The organism is Pseudomonas sp. YeP6b, from assembly GCF_025642995.1.
Taxonomy (GTDB): Bacteria; Pseudomonadota; Gammaproteobacteria; order Pseudomonadales; family Pseudomonadaceae; genus Aquipseudomonas.
Genome location: NZ_CP080090.1, coordinates 2,148,064 through 2,167,295 on the forward strand (window position 1 = coordinate 2,148,064; position 19,232 = coordinate 2,167,295).

General features: G+C 60.0%; 16 protein-coding genes. 12 read left to right on the forward strand and 4 right to left on the reverse strand.

What is annotated here, in order from left to right:
• Positions 1–21: 21 nt before the first annotated feature.
• Complete coding sequence (locus tag KZH41_RS09675; protein WP_094952934.1) at positions 22–1,524, forward strand: nucleobase:cation symporter-2 family protein; 1,503 nt, start codon at positions 22–24, stop codon at positions 1,522–1,524.
• Between the two features lie 128 nt (positions 1,525–1,652).
• Here KZH41_RS09675 and KZH41_RS09680 read toward each other — a convergent pair whose 3' ends face one another.
• The 4 genes from KZH41_RS09680 to KZH41_RS09695 form a co-directional block, all read right to left on the reverse strand.
• Entirely contained in the window at positions 1,653–2,393 is a 741-nt protein-coding gene (locus tag KZH41_RS09680) for a YciK family oxidoreductase (RefSeq protein WP_094952920.1), read from the reverse strand.
• A 177-nt stretch (positions 2,394–2,570) separates the two neighbouring features.
• A complete protein-coding gene (gene mupP, locus KZH41_RS09685; RefSeq protein ID WP_094952921.1) occupies positions 2,571–3,242 on the reverse strand; it encodes an N-acetylmuramic acid 6-phosphate phosphatase MupP in 672 nt (223 codons plus the stop codon).
• Positions 3,243–3,246: 4 nt separating this feature from the next.
• A complete protein-coding gene (gene ubiG / locus KZH41_RS09690) occupies positions 3,247–3,945 on the reverse strand; it encodes a bifunctional 2-polyprenyl-6-hydroxyphenol methylase/3-demethylubiquinol 3-O-methyltransferase UbiG (protein ID WP_064451482.1) in 699 nt (232 codons plus the stop codon).
• Between the two features lie 63 nt (positions 3,946–4,008).
• Complete coding sequence (locus KZH41_RS09695) at positions 4,009–5,340, reverse strand: TRZ/ATZ family hydrolase (RefSeq protein WP_242155062.1); 1,332 nt, start codon at positions 5,338–5,340, stop codon at positions 4,009–4,011.
• 109 nt (positions 5,341–5,449) lie between these two features.
• Here KZH41_RS09695 and mtnA point away from each other — a divergent pair, with 109 nt between their 5' ends.
• From mtnA to KZH41_RS09750, 11 genes are all read left to right on the forward strand, one after another.
• Positions 5,450–6,520, forward strand: a complete 1,071-nt coding sequence (gene mtnA, locus KZH41_RS09700; protein WP_094952924.1) for an S-methyl-5-thioribose-1-phosphate isomerase — start codon at positions 5,450–5,452, stop codon at positions 6,518–6,520.
• 422 nt (positions 6,521–6,942) lie between these two features.
• Positions 6,943–9,600: a DNA gyrase subunit A gene (gene gyrA, locus KZH41_RS09705; RefSeq protein WP_263274739.1), complete on the forward strand. Its 2,658-nt coding sequence runs from the start codon at positions 6,943–6,945 to the stop codon at positions 9,598–9,600.
• 244 nt (positions 9,601–9,844) lie between these two features.
• Entirely contained in the window at positions 9,845–10,930 is a 1,086-nt protein-coding gene (gene serC, locus KZH41_RS09710) for a 3-phosphoserine/phosphohydroxythreonine transaminase (protein ID WP_263274740.1), read from the forward strand.
• Positions 10,930–12,024, forward strand: coding sequence for a prephenate dehydratase (pheA, locus tag KZH41_RS09715; protein WP_094952927.1), 1,095 nt, complete (start codon positions 10,930–10,932; stop codon positions 12,022–12,024). Before serC ends, pheA begins: the two co-directional genes overlap by 1 nt.
• Before the next feature lie 9 nt (positions 12,025–12,033).
• The gene (gene hisC / locus KZH41_RS09720; RefSeq protein WP_242155064.1) at positions 12,034–13,146 is read left to right on the forward strand and encodes a histidinol-phosphate transaminase; all 1,113 of its coding nucleotides are present in this window, start codon (positions 12,034–12,036) and stop codon (positions 13,144–13,146) included.
• 28 nt (positions 13,147–13,174) lie between these two features.
• Entirely contained in the window at positions 13,175–15,385 is a 2,211-nt protein-coding gene (locus KZH41_RS09725; protein ID WP_263275093.1) for a bifunctional prephenate dehydrogenase/3-phosphoshikimate 1-carboxyvinyltransferase, read from the forward strand.
• Positions 15,382–16,071, forward strand: coding sequence for a (d)CMP kinase (gene cmk / locus KZH41_RS09730; RefSeq protein ID WP_242155068.1), 690 nt, complete (start codon positions 15,382–15,384; stop codon positions 16,069–16,071). Before KZH41_RS09725 ends, cmk begins: the two co-directional genes overlap by 4 nt.
• A gap of 119 nt (positions 16,072–16,190) precedes the next feature.
• Entirely contained in the window at positions 16,191–17,885 is a 1,695-nt protein-coding gene (gene rpsA / locus KZH41_RS09735; RefSeq protein WP_094952931.1) for a 30S ribosomal protein S1, read from the forward strand.
• Positions 17,886–18,045: 160 nt separating this feature from the next.
• Positions 18,046–18,327, forward strand: coding sequence for a hypothetical protein (locus KZH41_RS09740; protein WP_094952932.1), 282 nt, complete (start codon positions 18,046–18,048; stop codon positions 18,325–18,327).
• A gap of 131 nt (positions 18,328–18,458) precedes the next feature.
• The gene (gene ihfB / locus KZH41_RS09745; protein WP_003218804.1) at positions 18,459–18,755 is read left to right on the forward strand and encodes an integration host factor subunit beta; all 297 of its coding nucleotides are present in this window, start codon (positions 18,459–18,461) and stop codon (positions 18,753–18,755) included.
• A gap of 24 nt (positions 18,756–18,779) precedes the next feature.
• Positions 18,780–19,025, forward strand: a complete 246-nt coding sequence (locus KZH41_RS09750) for a LapA family protein (protein WP_094952933.1) — start codon at positions 18,780–18,782, stop codon at positions 19,023–19,025.
• Positions 19,026–19,232 lie beyond the last annotated feature (207 nt).

The following is a 19,232-nucleotide window of genomic DNA, read 5'->3' on the forward strand; positions in this document are numbered from 1 at the left end:
AAAAACAGAGAACCCCTCACCATGACTATCCCGAAGGCGTCACCGCAGCGGCCAGAAGATGAGAATCTTGGCGTCGCCGCCAACATGGCTTACGGCCTGCAGCATGTGCTCACCATGTACGGCGGCATCGTTGCCGTGCCGTTGATCGTCGGCCAGGCGGCCGGGTTGTCGCCGGCGGATATCGGCCTGTTGATCGCCGCGTCGCTGTTTGCCGGTGGCCTGGCCACGCTGCTGCAAACCCTGGGCCTGCCGTTTTTTGGCTGCCAATTGCCGTTGGTGCAGGGCGTGTCGTTTGCCGGTGTGGCAACCATGGTGGCGATTGTCGGCAGTGATGGCGCCGGCGGGGTGCCGGCGATTCTTGGGGCGGTGATGGCCGCGTCGTTGATCGGCCTGTTGATCACGCCGGTGTTCTCTCGGATTACCAAGTTTTTCCCGCCGCTGGTCACCGGTATTGTGATCACCACCATTGGCCTGACCTTAATGCCCGTGGCGGCGCGCTGGGCCATGGGCGGCAATAGCCGCGCAGCGGATTTCGGCAGCATGCCGAACATCGGCCTGGCGGCGCTGACCTTGGTACTGGTGCTGCTGCTGAGCAAGATCGGCAGCGCCACTATTTCGCGGTTGTCGATCCTGCTGGCGATGGTGATTGGCACCGTGATCGCGGTGTTCCTCGGCATGGCGGATTTCTCCGGCGTCGCCCAAGGGCCGATGTTTGGCTTTCCCACGCCTTTCCATTTCGGCATGCCGACCTTCCATGTGGCCGCGATCATTTCCATGTGCATCGTGGTGATGGTGACCTTGGTGGAAACCTCGGCGGACATCCTGGCAGTGGGCGAGATTATCGACACCAAAGTCGACTCCAAACGCCTGGGTAACGGCCTGCGCGCCGACATGCTGTCGAGCATGTTCGCGCCGATTTTCGGTTCATTCACCCAAAGCGCGTTCGCCCAGAACGTCGGTTTGGTGGCGGTGACCGGCGTGAAGAGTCGCTTTGTGGTGGCCACCGGCGGGATGTTCCTGGTGGTGCTCGGCCTGTTGCCCTTTATGGGTCGGGTGATTGCGGCCGTACCAACGTCGGTACTCGGCGGCGCCGGGATTGTGCTGTTCGGCACCGTGGCGGCCAGTGGTATTCGCACGCTGTCGAAGGTGGATTACCGCAACAACATGAACCTGATCATTGTTGCAACGAGCATCGGTTTCGGCATGATCCCCATCGCCGCGCCGAATTTCTACGACCACTTCCCCACTTGGTTTGCGACCATTTTTCATTCGGGCATCAGTTCGTCGGCGATCATGGCGATCCTGCTGAACCTGGGCTTCAACCACTTCACCGCCGGTAACTCGGACCAGCAGTCGGTGTTCGTGGCGGGGACTGAGCGCAGTTTGTGCTTCCACGACGTGGCGGCGTTGCGCGAGGGGGATTACTTCAGCGGCGGTAAGTTGTTTGATGCTGACGGGAAGGAGATTCCGGTGCTGGTGGATGCGCCTAGAAAGGCTGTAAAGCCTGAAACCACCGAAGTCTAACTGTGGGAGCTGGCTTGCCTGCGATGGCATCAACTGGCTATGCCTGATGCACCGAGGTGCCTGCATCGCAGGCACGCCAGTTCCCACATAAACCCAGTTCCACATTTTGGGTGGTGTTGTTTCAGTTATTACTGCGCATCAAACGCCTGCCCATTAATGCCGGTACTGTCCGGCCCCATCAGGTACAGGTACACCGGCATGATCTCTTCCGGCGCAGGCCTTTCCATCGGGTTCTCGCCTGGGTAGGCCTGGGCACGCATGCTGGTGCGTGTACCGCCCGGGTTGATGCTGTTGGAGCGCACGGCCGCCACATCCTCAAGCTCATCGGCCAGGGTTTGCATCAAGCCTTCAGTGGCGAATTTCGACACGCCATAAGCGCCCCAGTACGCCCGGCCTTTGCGCCCGACGCTGCTGGAGGTGAACACCACCGACGCATCCTGGGACAGCTTGAGCAGCGGCAGCAAGGTGCTGGTCAGCATGAACATCGCGTTGACGTTGACGTGCATCACCCGCATGAAATTCTCACCGGACAACTGCTCGATCGGCGTGCGTGGGCCGATGATCGAGGCGTTGTGCAGCAGGCCGTCGAGGCGGCCGAATTCTTTTTCGATCATCGCGGCCAGCTCATCGTATTGATGGGGCAGGGCGGTCTCCAGGTTGAACGGAATCACCACCGGTTGCGGCTGGCCGGCCGCTTCGATCTCGTCGTACACCTGGGCCAGGTTGGCTTCGGTCTTACCCAGCAACAGCACGGTGGCGCCATGGGCGGCATAGGTTTTCGCCGCCGCCGCGCCAATCCCGCGACCGGCACCGGTCACCAGGATCACGCGGCCTTTGAGCAGTTCTGGACGTGCGCAGTAATCAAACATAAATAGCCTCGACAGAATTCAAGCTGATACAGCTCTTGAAGTGGAATCCATTTCAGGTGGGAGCTGGCTTGCCTGCGATAGCGGTCTGCCAGCCAGCACCTGTGGCGACAGGTACTCAGCCATCGCAGGCAAGCCAGCTCCCACATTGATCTCAGTGTTGGTGAGATCTGCGAACACTCAGCAACTGCACAGTGCGTTATCCAGCACCTTGCGCAGTTCCAGCGGGTGATCCACCACCACATCGGCGCCCCAGTTGCGTGGGTTGTCGTCCGGGTGGATGTAGCCGAACGTGACTGCTGCGGTGCGGGTGCCGGCGTCGCGGCCGGATTCGATGTCGCGCAGGTCATCGCCCACGAACAGCACGCTGGCCGGGTCCAGGTCGAGCATCTTGCACGCCAGGATCAACGGCTCAGGGTCCGGCTTGCTGTTCTTCACGTGGTCCGGGCAGATCAACAGCGCCGAACGCTCGGCCAGGCCCAGCTGCTGCATGATCGGCTCGGCAAAGCGCAGCGGCTTGTTGGTGACCACGCCCCACACCAGCTTGGATTTTTCGATGTCTTCCAGCAGCTCGGCCATGCCGTCGAACAGTTTGCTGTGGACCGCGCAGCCCTTGAGGTAGCGCTCCAGGAATTCCAGGCGCAGTTCTTCAAAGCCTGGGGATTCCGGGTCCATCGAGAAGGTCACGGCAACCATCGCCCGCGCACCACCGGAGATTTCATCGCGGATGTGCTGGTCGTTGATCGGCGCCAGGCCGCGATCGGCGCGCATCGCCTGGCAGATCGCGATGAAGTCCGGCGCGGTGTCCAGCAAGGTACCGTCCATATCGAAGAGAACCGCTCGCAACTTCACAGGCTTACTCCTCGCGCAGGGTCTGGATCATGTAGTTGACGTCAACGTCGCTGGCCAGCTTGTAGTGCTTGGTCAGCGGGTTGTAGGTCAGGCCGATGATGTCTTTGACGGTCAGCCCGGCCTGACGGCTCCAGGCGCCCAGTTCGGAAGGGCGGATGAATTTCTTGAAGTCGTGGGTGCCGCGCGGCAGCAGCTTCATGATGTATTCGGCGCCGATGATCGCGAAGAGGTAGGCCTTGGGGTTGCGGTTGATGGTGGAGAAGAACACCTGGCCGCCCGGCTTGACCATGCGGAAGCAGGCGCGGATCACTGAGGACGGGTCCGGTACGTGCTCGAGCATCTCAAGGCAGGTGATCACGTCGAACTGCTCAGGCATTTCTTCGGCCAGGGCTTCGGCGGTGATCTGGCGGTATTCCACGCTCACACCGGACTCCAGCTGGTGCAACTGGGCCACGGCCAGCGGGGCTTCGCCCATGTCGATACCCATTACCGTGGCGCCACGCTGGGCCATCGCTTCGCTGAGGATGCCGCCGCCGCAACCAACGTCGAGTACTTTTTTGCCCGCGAGGTTGACGCGTTCGTCAATCCAGTTGACCCGCAGCGGGTTGATGTCGTGCAGCGGTTTGAACTCGCTTTCACGGTCCCACCAGCGGTGGGCCAGGGCTTCGAATTTGGCGATTTCGGCGTGGTCGACGTTGCTCATGGTGAATCCTCTAAATCTGATAAATCGGTTTGCAGATGTTCAAGCGTAGGTTCAAACCCTGCGTTATTCGCTGTGCCCGCTGATGCGCTGGCCCCAGGCAATGGCCGTGGCGGTCAACTGTTGTTCATCCATGCGGGTCAATTGCCGGTCGTCGAGCAACTGCTTGCCGGCGACCCAAAGGTGTTTCACACAATCGCGTCCGGTGGCATATATAAGCTGTGAGACCGGATCGTAGATCGGTTGTTGCGCCAGCCCTGAAAGATCAAAGGCCACGATATCGGCGGCCTTGCCGACCTCCAGCGAGCCTATCTCGCTTTCCAGGCCCATGGCCCGTGCGCCGTTGAGCGTGGCCATACGCAGGGCACGGTGGGCATCCAGGGCGGTGGCCGAGCCGGCGACGGCCTTGGCCAGCATCGCGGCGGTACGGGTTTCGCCCAACAGGTCCAGGTCATTGTTGCTGGCGGCGCCGTCGGTGCCGATCGCCACATTGACGCCAGCCTGCCACAGACGCTCCACCGGGCAAAAGCCGCTGGCCAGTTTCAGGTTCGATTCCGGGCAATGGATGATGCTGGTGTTGCTTTCTACCAGCAAAGCCAGGTCGTCCTCGCTGATTTGGGTCATATGAACGGCCTGGAAGCGCGGGCCGAGCAAGCCGAGGCGGCCCAGGCGCGCCAAGGGGCGTTCACCGGTCTGCTCGACGGCTTGCTGCACTTCAAAAGCGGTTTCATGCACGTGCATGTGGATGGCCGCGTCCAGCTCCTCGGCGATGATGCGGATCTTCTCCAGGTTCTCATCGCACACGGTGTAGGGCGCGTGCGGGCCGAAGGTGATCTTGATACGTGGGTGGTGCTTGAGGTCGCCGAACAGCTCTACACCCTGGCGAATCGCCTCATCGGCCGTGCTGGCGCCGGGAATCGGGAAGTCGAGGATCGGAATCGCGATCTGCGCGCGCATGCCGCTGTTGTGTACGCAGTCGCTGGCGACCTTGGGGTAGAAATACATGTCGGAAAAGCACGTGATGCCGCCCTTGAGCTGCTCGGCGATAGCCAGGTCGGTGCCGTCGCGCACGAAGGCTTCATCGACCCACTTGGCCTCGGCGGGCCAGATGTGCTTTTCCAGCCAGGTCATCAGCGGCAAATCATCGGCCAGCCCGCGGAACAGGCTCATCGCCGCATGGCCGTGGGCATTGATCAGGCCGGGGCTGAGCAGCATGCCCGGCAGCTCGCGCACTTCGGTGGCCGAAAGCTTCAGCGCGGCGGCCCGTGGCCCGATAAAGGCGATGCGCCCATCGCGAATGCCCAGGCCGTATTCCTTGAACACCACGCCGGCAGGTTCGACAGGTACCAGCCAGGTGGGCAGCAGCAACACGTCGAGCGGGGCGGCAGTGGAGGTCATCGCAGGCTTCTTCCCGGGCAGCTATAAAAGAAGGGCGAAGTATACCCGAGCGTCCAGGCTGGCGGATCGCTATAATCGGCGGCTTTTGTTCATGAGTGCGGGGTAAGGGATGCGCGACCGACTGTTAGCGGCAGAGAAAGTGAAGGCCATCCAATGGCGTGATGGCGCGCTGCACCTGCTCGATCAGCGTGCCTTGCCGTCTCAGGAATCCTGGGTTGCCTGCACTACTGTGGCTGAAGTAGCCGATGCCATACGCACGATGGTAGTGCGCGGCGCCTCGGCCATTGGTATCAGCGCCGCCTATGGCCTGGTGCTCGCCGCCCGTGAATCCATGGCTGAAGGCGGTGACTGGCAGGCTGCGTGGGAAGAAGGCTACGCGCTATTGGCCGATACCCGTCCGACGGCGTCGAACCTGTTCTGGGCTTTGAAGCGCATGCGTGATCGCCTGGACCGCGTCAGCAAGCACGCCGACCCGCTGGCGGCGCTGGAAGCCGAAGCCATTGGGATCCATGAAAGCGACCGGGAAGCCAATGTGGTCATGGCCCAACTGGGTCTTGAGCGGATTCGCAAGCACCAGGGCAACCCCCAGGCGATCCTGACCCATGGCAATACTGGCGCACTGGCGACCGGCGGTGTCGGCACGGCGCTCGGGGTGATTCGTGCGGCCTTCCTGGAAGGCTTGGTCGAACGTGTCTACGTCAACGAAACGCGGCCCTGGCTGCAAGGTTCGCGGCTGACGGCGTGGGAACTGGCGGGCGAGGGCATCCCGGTCACGGTGAATACTGACTCGGCCGGCGCGCATATCCTCAAGACCAAGGGGGTGACCTGGGTGGTTGTCGGCGCCGACTGCATTGCCGCCAATGGTGATGTGGTAAGCAAGATCGGCACTTACCAGTTAGCCGTGTGCGCCATGCACCACGGCGTGCGTTTTATGGTGGTGGCGCCGAGTTCGACGCTGGATTTGATGATGGCAACGGGCGATGACGTCGCGCTGGAAGAGCGTGATCCCGGTGAATTGCTGGATGTCATGGGGCAGCGCTTGGAGGTGGCTGCTTTTAATCCGGTATTTGACGTGACGCCAGCCGACCTGATTGATGTGATCGTCACGGAAAAGGGCGTTGTTGAGCGCCCGGATACGGCCAAGCTGGCCAAGTTGATGTGCCGTAAGCGCCTGCATTGAGGGCTTTGCTGTCTGTGGAACCGTCATCGCAGGCCAGCCAGCTCCCACACTCATTGTGTTCACAAATCAACAGGTGGGAGCGGGCTTGCCCGCGATTGGCCTTAAAAGTCAATAAACCCCTCGCATCTGCCCCGGAAAAATAGCACCACCCTATCTCTGAGCCCCTCTCGTCGCCCTCAAGCCTGTCATCCGTCAACTTACTATGCTCCATGCGCATCAGGGGGATAGGTGCGTGGCGGCGATTGTGATAACATCCGGCGGTTTCCAGGGCTGCCTCAAGGGGCCGCCTATAACGTGCAGATCCGTGTCATAACTCGTTGATTTGTCGTAAGTCGTTGTCAGGCACTCTGCCGGCAGCGGCGAGCTTCGTTCGTCCCATAGGATGTGACGAGGTTTCACCCGAAAAAGGAATCAGGCTTCTCATGGGCGAACTGGCCAAAGAAATCCTCCCGGTCAATATCGAAGACGAGCTGAAACAGTCCTACCTCGACTACGCGATGAGCGTAATTGTCGGGCGGGCACTGCCTGATGCGCGCGATGGCTTGAAGCCCGTGCACCGGCGTGTGCTGTTCGCGATGAGCGAGCTGGGTAACGACTGGAACAAGCCGTACAAGAAATCTGCCCGTGTTGTCGGTGACGTGATCGGTAAGTATCACCCTCACGGCGACACTGCGGTGTACGACACCATCGTTCGGATGGCCCAGCCGTTTTCCCTGCGCTACCTGCTGGTAGACGGCCAGGGTAACTTCGGTTCGGTCGACGGCGACAACGCCGCGGCCATGCGATACACCGAAGTGCGCATGACCAAGCTGGCGCACGAGCTGCTGGCCGACCTGCATAAAGAAACCGTGGACTGGGTGCCGAACTACGACGGCACCGAAATGATCCCGGCGGTCATGCCAACCCGTATTCCCAACCTGCTGGTCAACGGCTCCAGCGGTATCGCCGTGGGCATGGCCACCAACATCCCGCCGCACAACCTCGGTGAAGTCATCGACGGTTGCCTGGCGCTCATCGACAACCCTGAGCTGACCATCGATGAGCTGATGCAATACATCCCCGGTCCGGACTTCCCGACCGCCGCGATCATCAACGGTCGCGCCGGCATCATCGAAGCCTATCGCACCGGTCGCGGCCGCATTTACATGCGCGCCCGCTCGATGATCGAAGACATCGACAAGGTCGGTGGCCGCCAGCAGATCGTCATCACCGAACTCCCATACCAGTTGAACAAGGCGCGTCTGATCGAGAAGATCGCCGAGCTGGTTAAAGAGAAGAAGCTGGAAGGCATCACCGAGCTGCGCGACGAGTCCGACAAAGACGGTATGCGCGTGGTGATCGAGCTGCGTCGTGGCGAAGTGCCTGAGGTGATCCTCAACAATCTCTACGCCCAGACCCAGCTGCAAAGCGTGTTTGGTATCAACGTGGTTGCCCTGATCGACGGTCGCCCGCGCATCCTGAACCTCAAGGATCTGCTGGAAGCCTTCGTGCGTCACCGTCGCGAAGTGGTCACCCGCCGTACCGTGTTCGAACTGCGCAAAGCGCGTGAGCGCGGCCACATCCTGGAAGGCCAGGCGGTTGCGCTGTCGAACATCGACCCGGTTATCGCGCTGATCAAGGCTTCGCCGACGCCGTCGGAAGCTAAAGAAGCGCTGATCAAGATGCCGTGGGAATCCAGCGCCGTCGTGGCGATGGTTGAACGTGCCGGTGCCGATTCGTGCCGCCCGGAGACCCTGGACCCGCAATACGGTCTGCGCGACGGCAAGTACTTCCTGTCGCCGGAACAGGCCCAGGCTATCCTGGAGCTGCGTCTGCACCGCCTGACCGGTCTGGAGCACGAGAAGCTGCTGGCCGAGTACCAGGAGATCCTCAACCAGATCGGCGAGTTGATCCGCATCCTCAGCAGCGCTGTGCGCCTGATGGAAGTGATCCGCGAAGAACTGGAAGTGATCCGTGCCGAGTACGGCGACGTGCGCCGCACCGAAATCCTCGATGCCCGTCTCGACCTGACCCTGGGTGACATGATCCCGGAAGAAGAGCGTGTGGTGACCATCTCCCACGGTGGCTACGCCAAGACCCAGCCGTTGGCTGCGTACCAGGCTCAGCGTCGTGGCGGTAAAGGTAAGTCGGCTACTGGCGTGAAGGATGAGGACTACATCGCTCACCTGCTCGTCGCCAACAGCCACACCACGCTGTTGCTGTTCTCCAGCAAAGGCAAAGTGTACTGGCTGAAAACCTACGAAATCCCGGAAGCCTCGCGCGCCGCCCGTGGTCGCCCGCTGGTCAACCTGCTGCCGCTGGACAGTGATGAATACATCACCACCATGTTGCCGGTTGACGAATACACCGAGGGTCACTTCATCTTCATGGCGACCGCCAAAGGCACCGTGAAGAAGACTCCGCTGGAGTCCTTCAGCCGTCAGCGCAGCGTGGGCCTGATCGCCCTGGAGCTGGATGAAGGCGACGTGCTGATCTCCGCTGCCATCACCGATGGCGAGCGTGAAGTCATGCTGTTCTCCGACGGCGGCAAAGTGACTCGCTTCAAGGAATCCGACGTGCGTGCCATGGGCCGTACCGCTCGCGGTGTGCGCGGCATGCGTCTGCCTGAAGGGCAGAAGCTGATTTCGATGCTGATCCCGGAAGAAGGCAGCCAGATCCTCACCGCTTCCGAGCGCGGTTATGGCAAACGTACTGCCATCAGCGAATTCCCGGAGTACAAGCGTGGCGGCCAGGGCGTTATCGCCATGGTCAGCAACGATCGCAACGGCCGTCTGGTCGGCGCGGTCCAGGTGCTCGATGGCGAGGAAATCATGCTGATTTCCGACCAGGGCACCCTGGTACGTACCCGTGTGGCTGAAGTGTCGAGCCTGGGTCGCAACACCCAAGGCGTGACGCTGATCAAGCTGGCCAAGGACGAAAAACTGGTCGGCCTGGAGCGTGTGCAGGAACCGTCGGAAGTCGGTGGCGAAGAGCTGGAAGAAGGTGAAGTGTTTGACGGCGAGGTGATCGCAACCGGCGATGACCACGTCGACGAGCCAACCCTCGATGCTGCCGCAGACGAAGAAGAACCGCAGGAATAAGCGGACACACAGGGGGCGGATGAAGATTCGCCCCCTTGTTGTTTGTCCCCTTTGAAATACTTGGCTTTTGTCTGGAGCCGTTCCCTGTGGGAGCTGGCTTGCCTGCGATAGCATCACCGCGGTACCCGTTGAACTACCGAGGTGCCTGTATCGCAGGCAAGCCAACTCCCGCGTGGGTTTGCTTCAGATAAAGGTTGTTGCCGAACATGATTGCAGCCCCAACCAGATCAGAGTGAGATTGGATGTGAGCAAGAGAGCCTATAACTTCTGTGCCGGTCCCGCGGCGCTTCCTGAAGCAGTCCTGCAGCGCGCGCAGGGTGAACTCCTCGACTGGCATGGAAAAGGCCTCTCTGTGATGGAAATGAGCCATCGCAGCGATGAGTTCGTGTCCATCGCCACCAAGGCCGAGCAGGATCTGCGCGACTTGCTGGGCATCCCCTCCAACTACAAAGTGCTGTTCCTGCAGGGCGGCGCGAGCCAGCAGTTCGCCCAGATCCCGCTGAACCTGCTGCCGGAAGACGGCACCGCCGACTATATCGACACCGGTATCTGGGGGCAGAAGGCGATTGAAGAGGCCTCGCGCTATGGTCACGTCAATGTGGCCGGCACCGCCAAGCCTTACGACTACTTCGCCATTCCCGGTCAGAACGAATGGAAGCTGTCGAAGGATGCTGCCTACGTTCACTACGTAGCCAACGAAACCATCGGCGGCCTGGAATTCGACTGGGTGCCGCAAGTGGGTGATGTGCCGCTGGTGTGCGACATGTCCTCGGACATCCTCTCGCGCCCGATTGATGTGTCCCAGTACGGCATGATCTACGCCGGCGCGCAGAAGAACATCGGCCCCAGCGGCATCTTGGTCAACATCGTCCGTGAAGACCTGCTGGGTCGCGCGCGCTCGGTGTGCCCGACCATGCTCAACTACAAGGTCGCGGCCGATAATGGCTCGATGTACAACACCCCGCCGGCGTTCGCCTGGTACCTGTCGGGCCTGGTGTTCGAGTGGCTCAAAGAGCAGGGCGGTGTCGCCGCCATGGGCAAGCTCAACGAAGAGAAGAAGCGCACCCTGTACGACTTCATCGACGCCAGCGGCCTGTACAGCAACCCGATCAACCTGAGCGACCGCTCGTGGATGAACGTACCGTTCCGTCTGGCTGACGACCGTCTGGACAAGCCATTCCTGGCCGGTGCCGACGCACGTGGCCTGCTGAACCTCAAGGGCCACCGTTCGGTAGGTGGCATGCGCGCCTCCATCTACAACGCTGTCGACATCAACGCCATCAAGGCGCTGGTGGCCTACATGGCAGAGTTCGAAAAGGAACACGGCTAATGTCTGAGCAAGAACTCAAAGCTCTGCGCGTACGCATTGACAGCCTGGACGAGAAAGTCCTGGAGCTGATCAGTGAGCGCGCGCGGTGCGCCCAGGAAGTTGCACGAGTGAAGATGGCGTCTCTGGCGGAAGGCGAAGTGCCGGTATTCTACCGGCCTGAGCGCGAAGCCCAGGTGCTCAAGCGCGTCATGGAGCGCAACCAGGGCCCGCTGGGCAACGAAGAGATGGCGCGGTTGTTCCGTGAAATCATGTCTTCGTGCCTGGCACTGGAGCAGCCGCTGAAAGTGGCTTACCTCGGCCCTGAAGGCACCTTCACCCAAGCAGCAGCCATGAAGCACTTCGGCCACGCCGTGATCAGCAAGCCGATGGCGGCGATCGACGAAGTGTTCCGTGAAGTGGCCGCTGGTGCGGTGAACTTTGGCGTGGTGCCGGTGGAGAACTCCACTGAAGGCGCGGTCAACCACACGCTGGACAGCTTCCTTGAGCACGACATGGTGATCTGCGGCGAAGTTGAGCTGCGTATCCACCACCACTTGCTGGTGGGCGAGAACACCAAGACCGACAGCATCAGCCGTATCTACTCCCACGCTCAGTCCCTGGCCCAGTGCCGCAAGTGGCTGGACGCCCATTACCCGAATGTCGAGCGCGTGGCGGTGTCCAGCAACGCCGAAGCGGCCAAGCGGGTCAAGGGTGAGTGGAATTCGGCGGCGATTGCCGGCGATATGGCCGCTGGCCTGTACGGCCTGACGCGTCTGGCCGAGAAAATCGAGGACCGCCCGGACAACTCCACGCGCTTCTTGATGATCGGCAGCCAGGAAGTGCCGCCGACCGGCGACGACAAGACTTCGATCATCGTCTCCATGAGCAACAAGCCCGGCGCGCTGCATGAGCTGCTGGTGCCGTTCCACGACAACGGGATTGACCTGACGCGAATCGAGACGCGCCCTTCGCGCAGCGGTAAATGGACTTATGTGTTCTTTATCGACTTCATCGGCCATCACCGCGACCCACTGGTTAAAGGTGTGCTGGAGAAAATCAGTCAGGAAGCCGTAGCACTCAAGGTGCTGGGCTCTTACCCGAAAGCGGTTTTGTGAGGCTTTAACATGAGTGGCAACTTCCTCGCCCTGGCTCAGCCGGGCGTGCAACAACTGTCGCCTTACGTTCCAGGCAAGCCTGTGGACGAGCTGGCGCGTGAGTTGAACCTGGACCCGTCGAAGATCGTAAAGCTGGCCAGCAACGAAAACCCGCTGGGCCCAAGCCCCAAGGTGTTGGCGGCGATTCGTGAAGCGCTGGCTGAGCTGACCCGCTATCCGGACGGTAACGGTTTTGCCCTCAAGTCCCTGCTGGCGGAAAACTGCCGGGTCGAGTTGAACCAAGTGACCTTGGGTAACGGTTCCAACGACATTCTTGAGTTGGTCGGCCGCGCCTACCTCGCGCCTGGCTTGAATGCGGTGTTCAGCGAGCACGCTTTTGCCGTCTATCCGATTGTCACTCAGGCGGTGGGTGCTGACGCGCGCGTTATTCCGGCCAAGGATTGGGGGCATGACCTGCCGGCCATGCTGGCGGCCATCGACGCCCAGACCCGTGTGGTGTTTATCGCCAACCCTAACAACCCGACCGGCACCTGGTTCGATGCGCAGGCGTTGAACGACTTTCTGCAAGACGTACCGGAGCACGTGCTGGTAGTGCTGGACGAGGCCTACATCGAGTACGCCGAAGGCAGCGACCTGCCGGACGGCCTGGATTTCCTCGCGGCTTACCCGAACCTGCTGGTGTCGCGTACGTTCTCCAAGGCCTATGGCCTGGCCTCGCTGCGGGTGGGTTACGGCCTGTCCACGGCGGTGGTGGCCGATGTGCTGAACCGCGTGCGCCAACCGTTCAACGTCAACAGCCTCGCCCTGGCGGCGGCCTGTGCGGCGGTGAAGGATGCCGAATACCTGGAAGAAGGCCGTCGCATCAACGAAAGCGGCATGCTGCAACTGCAGGAAGGCTTCCGTGAGTTGGGCTTGGGCTGGATTCCGTCCAAGGGCAACTTCATTTGCGTCGACCTTGGTCAACCGGCTGCGCCGGTCTTTCAGGGCCTGCTGCGCGAAGGCGTGATTGTGCGCCCGGTGGCCAACTACGGCATGCCGAACCACCTGCGTATCACCATCGGTTTGCCGGCGGAAAACAGCCGCTTCCTGGAGGCGTTGGCCAAGGTTCTGGCTCGTGGTTGATGTCACTGCATTGCAACCTGCTGTGCCTATGATCGGTCGCTTGGTGGTGGTCGGTCTGGGGTTGATCGGCGGCTCCTTCGCCAAAGGCCTGCGTGAAAGCGGGTTGTGCGGCGAAGTGGTCGGTGTGGACCTGGACCCACAATCGCGCAAGTTGGCGGTTGAGTTGGGCGTGGTGGATCGCTGTGAAGCTGACCTGGCGCTCGCATGCCAGGGCGCGGATGTGATCCAGCTCGCTGTGCCGATTCTGGCCATGGAGAAGCTGCTGGCTTTGCTGGCCGAGATGGACTTGGGCCAGGCGATCCTGACGGACGTCGGCAGTGCCAAAGGCAATGTGGTGCGCGCGGCACAACTCGCGTTTGGCGGCATGCCGGCGCGTTTTGTGCCGGGCCACCCGATTGCCGGTTCCGAGCAGAGCGGGGTGGAGGCGTCCAATGCGCAGCTGTTCCGCCGCCATAAGGTGATCCTGACGCCACTTGAGCAAACCGATCCGGCGGCGTTGGCTGTGGTTGATCGGCTGTGGCGCGAGCTGGGCGCGGATGTCGAGCATATGCAGGTCGAGCGCCACGACGAAGTGCTGGCGGCGACCAGTCATTTGCCGCATCTGCTGGCGTTTGGTCTAGTTGATTCTTTGGCCAAGCGTAACGAAAACCTCGACATTTTCCGCTACGCCGCCGGTGGCTTCCGCGATTTCACGCGCATTGCCGGCAGCGACCCGGTGATGTGGCACGACATCTTCCTTGCCAATCGCGAGGCGGTATTGCGCACCCTGGACACCTTCCGCAGTGACCTCGACGCCTTGCGCGACGCGGTGGATGCCGGGGACGGCCATCAATTACTGGGCGTTTTCACCCGTGCAAGGGTGGCGCGTGAGCATTTCAGCAAGATCCTGGCTCGCCGGGCCTACATGGAAACTGCCGTGAACGCCGATGAGCTGACCTTTCTCGCCAACCCGGGTGGCCGCTTGAGCGGGCAGATTCGGATGCCGGGCGACAAGTCGATCTCCCATCGCTCGATCATGCTTGGTTCATTGGCCGATGGCGTGACCGAGGTTGAAGGTTTTCTTGAAGGTGAAGATGCCCTGGCAACCTTGCAGGCGTTTCGTGACATGGGCGTGGTGATTGAAGGGCCGCACCATGGGCGCGTGACCATTCATGGCGTTGGCTTGCATGGCTTGAAACCAGCGCCGGGGCCGATTTACCTGGGTAACTCCGGGACGTCCATGCGCCTGCTGTCCGGGTTGCTGGCGGCGCAGAGCTTCGACAGTGTCTTGACCGGTGATGCTTCACTGTCCAAGCGCCCAATGAGCCGCGTGGTCACGCCGCTGCGGGAAATGGGAGCGGTGATCGAAACCGGGCCGCAAGGGCGCCCGCCGTTGACCATTCGCGGTGGCCAGGCATTGAAGGGTCTGACCTATACGCTGCCGATGGCCAGTGCGCAGGTCAAATCCTGCCTGTTGCTGGCAGGTTTGTACGCCGAGGGTAAAACCTCGGTGACTGAGCCGGCCCCGACCCGTGATCATACCGAGCGAATGCTGCGCGGCTTCGGGTACCCGCTGCAGGTGCAGGGCGCTACGGCGTCGATCGAGTCGGGCCATGCATTGACCGCCACGCATATTGAGGTGCCGGGGGATATTTCTTCTTCTGCATTCTTCCTGGTGGCGGCGTCGATTGCCGAAGGCTCCGAGTTGTTGCTGGAGCATGTGGGGATCAACCCGACACGTACCGGGGTGATCGATATCCTGCGGCTGATGGGCGCGGATATCACCCTGGAAAACCTTCGTGAGGTCGGCGGTGAACCGGTTGCGGACCTGCGCGTGCGTGCTGCTGCGCTGAAGGGCATCGAGATTCCTGACGCGTTGGTGTCGCTGGCTATTGATGAGTTCCCGGTGTTGTTCGTCGCGGCGGCCTGCGCTGAGGGCCGCACTGTATTGCGCGGCGCTGCAGAGTTGCGCGTGAAAGAGTCCGACCGTATTCAGGTCATGGCCGACGGTCTGTTGGCATTGGGCGTGAAGTGTGAACCGACACCTGATGGGATTATCATTGGCGGGGGCCTGATAGGCGGGGGCGACGTGCATGCCCATGGCGACCACCGGATTGCCATGGCCTTCAGCGTGGCGTCCTTACGGGCTACTGCGCCGATTCGTATTCGTGACTGCGCCAATGTAGCTACATCTTTTCCGAATTTTCTTACACTGTGTGCCCACGTCGGCATCCGTGTTGCCCAAGAGGCTCAATTGTGAATATCAAAGCACCGGTGATTACCATCGACGGGCCAAGCGGCTCGGGCAAAGGCACCATCGCCGGCATTCTGGCCAAGCGCCTGGGCTGGTGCCTGCTCGATTCCGGCGCGCTGTACCGCGTGCTGGCGTTTGCCGCACGCAACCATGGCGTCGACCTGACCAACGAAGAATCCCTGAAGCTGCTGGCGGCGCACCTGGATGTGCAGTTCGTCGGCGCGACGGAAGGTCATCCGCAGCGCATCATCCTTGAAGGCGATGACGTCACCGATGACCTGCGCAACGAACAAGTCGGTTCCTGGGCTTCGCAGGTTGCCGCGCTGCCGGCCGTGCGTGACGCATTGCTGCAGCGTCAGCGGGCTTTTCAGGAGCCGCCGGGCCTTGTCGCCGATGGTCGTGACATGGGCACCGTGGTGTTTCCGGAAGCGCCGCTGAAGATTTTCCTGACCGCCAGCGCCGAGGAACGGGCTCGCCGCCGTTACTTGCAGTTGAAGGGAAAAGTCGATGGTGTTAGTCTGTCGAGTCTGCTAGATGAGATCCGTGCACGCGATGAGCGTGATACCCAGCGTGCGGTAGCCCCGCTTAAGCCGGCGGCTGACGCCATACAGCTGGATTCCACGGAGTTGTCCATCGAGCAGGTGCTGGAACGCATCTTGAGTGAAATCGCCATTCGCGATATCGCCGGGTGACCAAGAAGGCTGCAGGGGACCAGTCATAGTCCTGCGGTGCTTCTTCTAATTGAAACTAACCCACACCGTCTGGGGTGTGGAGATGGGCGTATTCTTCGCCCTTATCAACAGGAATTAAAATGAGCGAAAGCTTTGCGGAACTCTTTGAAGAAAGCCTAAAAACCCTGAACCTTCAGGCTGGCTCCATCATCACCGGTGTTATCGTTGATATCGATTACCAAGCTCGCTGGGTAACCGTTCACGCTGGTCTGAAGTCTGAAGCTCTGATCCCGCTGGAACAGTTCTACAACGATGCTGGCGACCTGACTATCAATGTCGGTGACGAAGTTCACGTTGCTCTGGACTCGGTTGAAGACGGTTTCGGTGAAACCAAGCTGTCCCGTGAAAAAGCCAAGCGCGCTGAATGCTGGATTGTTCTCGAAGCAGCCTTCGCAGCTGAAGAAGTGGTCAAGGGCGTTATCAACGGTAAGGTTAAAGGCGGCTTCACTGTCGACGTTAACGGCATCCGTGCGTTCCTGCCAGGTTCTTTGGTCGACGTTCGTCCAGTGCGCGACACCACGCACTTGGAAGGCAAAGAACTCGAATTCAAGGTCATCAAGCTCGACCAGAAGCGCAACAACGTTGTCGTTTCCCGTCGCAGCGTGCTGGAAGCAGAGAACTCCGCCGAGCGTGAAGCTCTGCTGGAATCCCTGCAGGAAGGCCAACAAGTCAAAGGTATCGTCAAGAACCTCACCGATTACGGCGCATTCGTCGATCTGGGTGGCGTCGATGGCCTGCTGCACATTACCGACATGGCTTGGAAGCGTATCAAGCATCCTTCCGAAATCGTCAACGTTGGCGACGAGATCGATGTCAAGGTTCTGAAGTACGATCGTGAGCGTAACCGCGTTTCCCTGGGCTTGAAGCAGCTGGGCGAAGATCCATGGGTTGCTATCAAAGCTCGTTACCCAGAAAGCACTCGCGTAACCGCGCGTGTTACCAACCTGACCGACTACGGCTGCTTCGCAGAGCTGGAAGAAGGCGTGGAAGGCCTGGTACACGTTTCCGAAATGGACTGGACCAACAAAAACATCCACCCTTCGAAAGTCGTACAAGTCGGCGACGAAGTGGAAGTTATGGTTCTGGACATCGACGAAGAGCGTCGTCGTATCTCCCTGGGCATCAAGCAGTGCAAATCTAACCCATGGGAAGATTTCTCTGGCCAGTTCAACAAGGGCGATAAAATCTCCGGCACCATCAAGTCGATCACCGATTTCGGTATCTTCATTGGTCTGGATGGCGGCATCGACGGCCTGGTTCACCTGTCCGACATCTCCTGGAACGAAGTTGGCGAAGAAGCTGTTCGTCGTTTCAAGAAGGGCGACGAGCTGGACACCGTTATCCTGTCGGTTGACCCAGAGCGCGAGCGCATCTCCCTGGGTATCAAGCAGCTGGAAAGCGATCCGTTCTCCGAGTACGTTCAAGAGAACGACAAAGGCGCAATCGTTAAAGGCATCGTGAAAGAAGTTGACGCCAAAGGCGCCATCATCACTCTGGCCGACGATATCGAAGCGACTCTGAAAGCCTCCGAAATCAGCCGTGACCGCGTTGAAGACGCGCGTAACGTTCTGAAAGAAGGCCAGGAAGTAGAAGCCAAGATCATCAGCGTTGACCGTAAGAGCCGCGTAATCCAGCTCTCCATCAAGTCGAAAGACGAGATCGAAGAGAAAGAAGCCATTCAAAGCCTGCGCGATAAGCCAGCTTCGTCTGAGCCTTCTGCTGGTCCTACCACTCTGGGCGACCTGCTGCGTGCACAGATGGAAAAACAGAACTAAGTTCTGTCAGACCATAGAAAAAGGGCGACTTCGGTCGCCCTTTTTTGTGCCTGAAATTTGTTGAATCAACAACCTCGAACCAAGTCTTACAGCGGGGTGTCAGAACTGACTATAGTTTTCATACGCGCTATTTCGTGTTGTTGCTTCAATAAGGATTTGAATGAACAGGTTTATTGTCGTTTTCTCAATGATGCTGCTTGCTGGCTGCTCCACCAGTGCCAAGACTCACGCCAGGCACGGCGTCAGCGGCATCGAGATTGACTGTTCAGGGCTTGGCTCCAATTGGGAGAAGTGTGAGAAGCGTGCTGCCCGCGAGTGCAAGATGCAGGGCTACAAGGTTGTAGCTCGTTCCAGCGACGCCAAGGATGAAGAGGGTGACTATCTGTTTGGCTGGAACCCGGCTGGCGCGGTGACCCGCACGATGCTGGTGATCTGCAAATGAGGGCGCTGGCACTTTTTATGGGCGTAAAACGAACCTGCAGATAAGTTAGGGTGTGGGCTGTTCAAATTCACCAAGTCATGCTAAAACCTCTGAAGCGCTTTTCCTAGCTGCTTGAAAAAGAAGGGAAAAATATGACGAAGTCGGAGTTAATCGAACGAATTGTCACCCATCAAGGGCTGCTTTCATCCAAGGATGTAGAGCTGGCTATCAAGACCATGCTTGAGCAAATGTCCCAATGCTTGGCCACTGGGGATCGAATCGAGATCCGGGGCTTTGGTAGCTTTTCCTTGCACTACCGCGCACCGCGTGTGGGCCGTAACCCGAAAACCGGGCAGTCCGTCAGCCTCGACGGCAAGTTTGTGCCGCACTTCAAGCCGGGCAAGGAGTTGCGGGATCGAGTGAACGAAGACGAGGAAGAAGGCGTCTGAGTGGTTTTGGGGTAGGAGTAAGTTATGCGTGGGATTAAACGCGTTGTTCTGGTGCTGGCAGTGCTGGCTGTCGCGCTGGTGGTGTTGGGCTTTGTGTTGGAAAACCAACAAGGCGTCTCTCTTTCGTTCCTGGGGTGGACCACCATGCAATTGCCGGTGGCGGTGTATGTTGTGGCTGCGCTGATCGTCGGGTTGTTGATAGGTCCGTTATTTTGCCTTTTGGCCGCCAGTGGCCGTCGTAATAAGCGAGCGTCTGCTGCGCGCGGATAATGTCCTCTTCGCTACTGCTCGCCCTTGTGGGTTGGGTAGGGGAGGCTATTCCTTTTCGTTAATCCTCTTGTGAAGCACGCGCTGTTTGAGGGCTCCTATTTGGGGGCTCTACGGTGAGTGTGCCCCTCCCTTCTGTCAATCGGGTTAGCCGATACCGCGCTTTTAAGCCATTTTTCTCAAAAAATCAGATAGTTACGGATAGCATTG